The following is a 7,076-nucleotide window of genomic DNA, read 5'->3' on the forward strand; positions in this document are numbered from 1 at the left end:
TCGAGCCTTGCGGGCCAGTGGCACCCGTCGCGCCTTGCGGGCCAATCGGGCCCTGAATCCCCTGCGGGCCCTGAATACCTTGGATGCCCTGCGGTCCAGACTTTAGCTGAACAACAACGACATTACTCATCGGGACACCGTGGGGAGTAGATCGAACTGTCCAGCCATCAGCATCATCGTCGCGCCATCGGACTTATCAATAAGCAGGTCGTAATACCCGCCCGAGTACGCGACGCCGCCGTTCATCGCGAGCGATGCCGAACTCGTAATCATGATCTCGATACCGTTGTTGACCGAAGGCATCGGAGGGCCTGGACTGAACGTGTCCGCGATGAATGTGAGGCCTCCGCCCGCGATGAGTGACATAATCTGCGCAGAGGCGGAGTCAGGGGCGACGCGCGCGACCATGCGCGCGTGGCTCCATCCCGTGAAGTCCATCGGCACGAGGTCCTTTGGGTCCGTCGAGCCGCTGGCAGGCTGCGTGAAAAACACGAAGCGAGCTTTGAAGTCGACCCCCTGCCATACCTGCAGTCTCTTCGTCGCGAGCGGGCCGCCAGACATCAGGCGTCGTCCGGGCTGCTCTGATAGATACGTGCGTTGCCGGCGGCGCTGCCGACGAGGCCGAGGAAGTTGTCGACGCTCGCCTGCAGGAGGAATCGCTCCTTCGTGCCCGCCTTGATCACGTAACACGTGCCCGCTGCGCCGGTATAGACGCCGGAGGCCACGGTTCCTGATGCGGTGAGCGAAGGCGCGTTGCCGCCCGACACGAGCGCGCTCGTCGCGCCAAACACCACGCCGAGGTCGGCGGTGTCGGCCTCGATGGTGAGGTAGTTGCGCGTCAGGCTCTTCGGGTCCTGGCCGCTCACCTGCGGGTCCTTCTTTGCCTGTGAAATACCGCGCGTCAGGTCGATGTACGTCGCAGCCGCCGAGACCGCGATGACAGCGACCTGGCCAGGAACGCCGGCAGCCGCGAACGCACGCGGCGCCGAGACGAAGTCGATCTTTCGAGAGGCTACGGGAGCGGGCATGCAGGTCCTTTCACTTCAGTGATGTGTTGTCGGCGAACTTGATGGTGTGTCCTGGCTTTTGAGGTTTCGGACCAGGACCGTAAGCCGCCTGGTAGGACTGGGCGCGTCTTGGGTCGATGAGGGGCTCATCAAAAACTAGTCGCGCATACGGGCGCATGCTGGCCGCGATGGGCTTATTTCGATGTTCCGTCTCGTTTCTCAGCTTCTTTTGGGCGTCCTTGAACATGGCAGGGTTCGTGGCCTTCACAGCGTCCACGCCGTCCTTCGTCAGGTTGCCCTGGGCGAGCAGCAGGAGCATCAGCTCGGGGCGAACGACGAGGTCGAACTGGCGATTGAACCTCCCCTTCTGCGCCGGGGTGGGTTGCCACTGCTTTGCGTCCAGATGCGGGGTCAGCGCGTCGGGGCCGGGAGGCGGAGGCTTCGGGAGCGCGTCCATGAGGAAGGTGATCGCCCGGAGCGTCGCCGTGTTGACCGACGCCGCGATGTCCGGGGAGGCCTTGTCGAGGGGCTTCGTGACGGAGTTGAGGTGCCCGAGGACTTCCTCGTGTTGCGCGGCGACGTTCAGAAGCTGCTGCCGGCGTTCCTCAAAGGTCTTGGGGCCGGCGATGGGCGGCGACTCGACCGGCTTGCCGTCCATGGCCTTGCGCACCTGGTTCAGGCCGTGGTCGACGCGCTTCTGCACGCGGGCGTTCGCCTCCTGCATCGTCTGCATCACATGGTCGTTGCGCGCGACACTCGCGAGCTTGTCGAGCGTGTCAGCGACCATGAAGTCGAAGTGCGAGCGAATGACCTTCGAGGCGAGGCCGCCGAGGGCTTCGCCAGCGACGAAGCCGGCATGACCGCCAAGGAGCGCACCGGCACCGCCGAGGGCGTGCCCCGTCATCTTGTCGGTGAGCGAGAGGAACTGGTTAGTGCCGTTGGCGGCGACGCCGCGAGCGGCTGCCTTCTCCAACAAGAGTCCGCCCTGGTAGGCCTGCTTCGCTGCCTTGTAATCCCTGAGGAGCGTGCCGCCGGCCTCGTTCGCGACCTTGTCGGCGGCTTCCGTCACGCGACCCTCGAGCCACGAGCGGATCTGCTTGAGGGCCACGGTCGGGGCCTTGTCGGCGCCCGGCGCAGCGTTCCAATTCGAGACCATGTCGTCGACGGTCACGCGGAAGTCGCGCAGCTGCCGGAACGTGACCGACGCGTGGGGGTCGATCGCCCCGAGAGTGTCGTCCCACGCGCCCGTCGCGTCGAGGATGCGTCGGCGGAACGACTGGATCTCGCCCGTCGGCGCCGCCCTCTTGCGCAGCTCGTTCTGGATGGTCTCAAGCTGCGCGTCGATGTCCTCCACCTTGATGCGGGTCTTGCGCAGGGCGACGTCGTCGAGACGGTCGATGACGTTGTCCATCTGCTTGATGGCGTCCTTGCGGAGCAGCGGCGCGAGCTCGAGGATGTCCTCGCGTGTGCGCAGCTTGCGGCCGAGGAGTTGCTCCGCCTTCTCACGCGCGAGGCTGCCCACCTTCCACGCGCCGCCCGCGTAGCGGTTGGCCTCCGCCGTCATCTTCTGGGTCGGTCCTGCCGCGTGCCAGATGTGCTCGCCGGCTTTCTCCGAGAGCTTGGTGGCGATGTCGGAGTTGCCACCCAGCTTGCGCATGGCGCCCGTCACGGCCTCCTTCGTGCCCTGCCCGAGCGCGCTGATGCCTCCTCCGAACACGCCGCCGAGCATCGCGCCGTGGACCATGGCGGACGCGATGCGCTCGCCGTTGAGATCTACGTTGTCCTGCAGGAATCCCTGCCCGACCTCATGCGCGGCGCTGAAGATGGCGCCTTCGGTCGCGCCGCGCGCAGCACCGATGACGGTCTTCTGCGCGATGCGCCCGAGTGCGGTCTCGGCCTCCGTGCCCACGATCTTGCGCACGACGTCCTCGACGGCCTGACCGAGGCCTTGGACGGCGCGCGTGGGCCCCAGGAGAGTGCTCTCTACGGCCTGACGCACGAGCCCCTTGCCAGCCGCCTGCGCGGCTGCTGCCTCAATTGCGGGCCCGCTTCGCATGGCCTCCGCCGCTGCGTTCGCCGCTTGCTGTAGTCGCTCAGCGACCTGCGCCTGCGTCTGCGGCATCGTCGCATCGGGAACGACGCCCATCACGCGCCCGATCACGCCCGTGTTCTGGGCCGCGTGCGTGCCGATGGCCTCCCATTCGGCAGCGGCCGTCGGGGACACACGTCCGCGTCGGACCCACGCGTCGACGACGCGTCGCGTATTCTCAGGAGACAGGCCCTCGAGCACACGCTGGCTCTCGGGCGTGAGGGTGCCGATGACCCTGCGGGCCTCCGGCGAGATGGCCTCACCGAGCATCTCCGGCCCCGGCAGCGCAGCGCGCGCCGCCCGATCGATGAACTCGCCTTCGTACGTCGGTACAAGCCCCGTCGGGCCAGGCAGTGCAGGCGGTGCGCCACCGGGCAGACCGGGAGGGACGACCTCTCCGAGCGTCTCCCGCCCGGGAAGCAGCCCGCGCGGCGCTTGGTTGATGAACTCGCCTTCGTACGTCGGCACGAGGCCGGGAGTCTCTGGTAGCAAGGCGCGCGGCCCGCCGGGCAGCCCCGCCGGGGAAGGAACTGCCTCGCCGAGCGTCTCCGGGCCGGGAAGCAGCCCGCGAGGCGCTTGGTTGATGAACTCGCCTTCGTAGGTCGGTACAAGCCCTGGAGTCTCCGGCAGCGCCCGCGCACCGCCGGGAAGGCCCGGCAACTCCGCTGGAGGAGGGACGATCTCTCCGGGCATCTCCGGACCACGGAACAGTCCGCGCGGTGCCTGGTCGAGGAACTCGCCCTCAAGCGGAGCGAGGCCTTCGGCTGCCCGCGCGCCGACGCCCTCAAGTGGCGCTAGCGTCTCGGCGGCCCGTGCTCCGACGCTCTCTCCCTCCGTCAAGAGCAGTTTCTCGCCGGCCTTGAGGGCCGCGCGTGCCCGCTCACCGGCGCCGAGGAGCTTCACGCCGCCCTTCGCCGCGACGCGCTCCGCTTCGAGCGCCGCGAGGGCGGGTGTGGCGGTGCCTCCGGAGAGCGCGTCGACCGCGATCGGCGCGATGAAGCCGGCGGCCTCGCCGAGGCCCGTCGCCGTCGGGTTGGCCTCCTGGCTCTTGCGAATGGTCTCGCGGACCTCCTTGCCTCCGAGCCCGCCGATGGCGGCGTTCGAGATGCCGAGTGTGGCGCTGTCGAGGGCGGCGGTGCCGAACGCGAGCGCGCCGTGGCCGGCGTCGCCGTAGCGCGCGTCGGTGTCAGCCTTGTCGTACTCAGCTTGCGAGACGACCTTCGCGCCCTTCCTGAGCGCGTTCTGCAGGCTCTCGATGGGCACTGAGCCGATCTCGCCGCCGACGCTGACGGGGATCTGCGTGCCTTCGGGGGCGCCGTACTGCCCCGACACCAGCGCGGCTTGCGCCTGGTCGTCGGGGACTTCGACTTGGTTGCCGTTACGATCGAGTAGTTTCAACCGTCCTGCTGGGTGGTCTCACGGCCTAGGGAAACTAGACGCCGAGAAGCGTCGGCGCCATTTCCGATGTCACGGAACGCGACCTTCCATGCGCATCCGCGCGAGCTGCATCGGCGTCAGGACCTGCGAGTACGCCGGCGCAGGGTCAACGGCGGGGCGCCCTCGGTCGACGGCCTCCGTCTGCATCCTCGTGCGCTCCGTCTCCGCGTCGGCCCATCGGGCGATCTCCTCGAGCGTCGGCGGACGCGGCTTCGCAGCTGCCTTCGCAGGCGCACTCGCGCTCACCGTCCTTCGGCTGTACTTCGGCGCCGGCCCGGAGAGGCTCGGCCCTCCCGACGGCGCTTCCGCGTCGCTCTCGTAGTAGGCGCGCCCCTCAGGAGAGACGCGCAGCTGCTGGCCGGCGGGGTCGTAGAGACCAACGACGTCGTCGCCGCCTCGCACCTTCGTGGCGAACCGCTGGACGGCGGTTTGCGGGCGCGACGCGGGTGCAGGTGCCTGTCCCCCGCTGGTCTTCTGCGCGAACCGCTGAACGGCTGTCGCAGGGGCACGCCCTCCGCCAGTCAGCACGTTTCCGTTGACCAGCGTGCGAACTTGCCGCGCCTCGTCTGGAGTCAACTGGATGGCCCCGGTCTTGCGGAACTGCTCCGCCGCCGCTTGATCGAACTGCGGGTCCTCTGAGCCGCGAGGATCGTCTTCCTGATCTCCTCATGGTGGTCGGGCTGCGAGAGCGCCTCCACGTCGCCACGGTACGGGGCGGTCTTCCTGAACGGCTCGGCCCACCGAGCAGCTGCCGCCCGCGTCCTATTCAAGCGCTCCTGCGCGGGAACGGACATCGGGACCCCCTTGCGGTCGTCCTGAAGAGGGCGCTCCTGTAGCTGCTTGCCGTTCGCCCCGTAGACCGGCAGCGAGTCCTCATCCGTGAGCTCGATGTCCGCTGCTGCCGCTGGCGCCGGTCGCTCCCTCGTCGTGACACCGTCAGGGCGCCCGTTGAGGCGTTTGCCGTCCTGCGTATATAGCGGCACCTCGGGGCCGACGTCGAAAGGCGCGGGTGCGGCGACGGGCGTGCCCATCGGCAAAACCATCTCCGGCCCCCGCTCGCCGACGAGGACGGGCTGACCCTGCGCAACCGGGCCGCCTTCCGCGCGCGCCGCGATGCCGGGGAGGGTGACGCCAGCCTTGGTGAAGTCCTCCACGTGCTCAAACGGCCGAATCGCGACGAGCGCTCCACTCTGCAGAGCGACCGAGTTGACGAAGTCCTTCGCCATCTGGACTTTCTTGCGCGCGACCGCCTCGGTGTCGTACGGGTTCACCGCAAGCTTATGCAGTGCTTCAAGGACGGGCGGAGCAATACGGCCTTCGGAGTCCTTCAGCTGCTTGCCGACGGAGCCCAGGACTTGCTGGTTGATGCCGTCGACCGCGACTGCATTCTGCGACGACTCCGGCATCAGGCGCTGAAAACCAGTGGAGTTGGCAATACCCGTCAACCAACCGGTCTTTTTTAGCACATCCGAATTCAGGATATTGTCGAACTGCTTGTTCTGCTCGGTGATGGTCGCCTGGATATCGGACTTGTCGTCCTTGTGCTTCGCGTTGGCGTCGATCTGCTTCGTCAGCGCGTGTTTCAGCAACTCACTGCGGTCCTTCGCAGTCAGGCCGAAGGCGTTGGGCGCTTCGGAGGTCTGCGTCGGCACCCACCTGTTTTCGTGATTGCCGCGATCGACCTTGCGCAGCTCGAGCTCCGCGTCGAGCTTCGCCGCCTGTGCCTTGACGATGTCCGACTGCGAAGCCTCCGCAACCGTCTGCACCTGCGTCTGGAGCGCCGTAATTGCGTAACCGTGAGCAAGGCGTTCGGCCTCGTCACGATTGCGCGTCTGCTCCATCGCCATCGAGTACATGTTGCGCATGTCGTTGAGGCGACCGCGCTTGTGCTCGTAGTTCGCCTTCTGCGCGTCGACGTCCGCACGGGCCATCGCGTCGAGTTGTTCGGCGATCTGATTGCTCGGCAGGTGCAGTGCCCCCTGCTGAACTGCGCCGAGCATGCGCGCGAGCGTCCACCGGACCTTCGTTACGGTGGACGCGTTGTGCCACATCCGGTCCGGATCGATCTCCTCGTTCGCGAGAGCGGCGGAGAACCGGTTCATCTTGTCGAGGTACTCGTCGCTCTTCGCCTGCGACTGTTGCGCACGAGCGCTGGTGTCCTTGCCCTGCTGCGCCTGCGCCTCGCTGACCCGCTGAGTAGCCGCCGCCTTATTCGCATAGCCCTGCGCCTCGGCGGCGTTGGCGCTCGCTCCGCCTTGCCGATGCTGTCGAGGGCGGCCTGTCCCGCCGCCTGCCGCTCCGGGCTCACGAGCCTCTCCTCGTGCGCCGCGCGCGACACGGTCCGCCCAGGCGCCAGCATTGCCATCGTCAAGGCGTCCATGCCGCCCGCGCCGTCGCCTCCTTCAGGCGTCAGGAACACGGCCTTGGACGCCGGCTTGTCCGTGATGGGCGTGGAGCCGGGCACATTGTCCGGAGCGTCCGCAGCTCGGCCGGCGTGAAATTGGCTCCTTCGACATGCCGAAGTGGTAATTCGACGACATGGG

5 protein-coding genes are annotated in these 7,076 nt (G+C 67.5%); all 5 read right to left on the reverse strand.

Features of this window, described 5'->3' with window-relative positions; genetic code table 11:
- Positions 1 to 126: 126 nt before the first annotated feature.
- Complete coding sequence (locus AKJ09_RS52510) at positions 127 to 561, reverse strand: hypothetical protein (RefSeq protein WP_146644922.1); 435 nt, start codon at positions 559 to 561, stop codon at positions 127 to 129.
- Positions 561 to 1,028: a hypothetical protein gene (locus AKJ09_RS52515; protein ID WP_146644924.1), complete on the reverse strand. Its 468-nt coding sequence runs from the start codon at positions 1,026 to 1,028 to the stop codon at positions 561 to 563. Before AKJ09_RS52515 ends, AKJ09_RS52510 begins: the two co-directional genes overlap by 1 nt.
- A gap of 10 nt (positions 1,029 to 1,038) precedes the next feature.
- Positions 1,039 to 4,494 (reverse strand): hypothetical protein, encoded by a 3,456-nt coding sequence (locus tag AKJ09_RS52520; RefSeq protein ID WP_146644926.1) that lies wholly within the window; start codon positions 4,492 to 4,494, stop codon positions 1,039 to 1,041.
- Between the two features lie 69 nt (positions 4,495 to 4,563).
- A complete protein-coding gene (locus AKJ09_RS52525) occupies positions 4,564 to 5,109 on the reverse strand; it encodes a hypothetical protein (RefSeq protein WP_146655402.1) in 546 nt (181 codons plus the stop codon).
- Complete coding sequence (locus AKJ09_RS52530) at positions 5,106 to 6,635, reverse strand: hypothetical protein (RefSeq protein WP_146655403.1); 1,530 nt, start codon at positions 6,633 to 6,635, stop codon at positions 5,106 to 5,108. Before AKJ09_RS52530 ends, AKJ09_RS52525 begins: the two co-directional genes overlap by 4 nt.
- Positions 6,636 to 7,076 lie beyond the last annotated feature (441 nt).

The sequence above is a fragment of the Labilithrix luteola genome (assembly GCF_001263205.1).
GTDB lineage: Bacteria > Myxococcota_A > Polyangia > Polyangiales > Polyangiaceae > Labilithrix > Labilithrix luteola.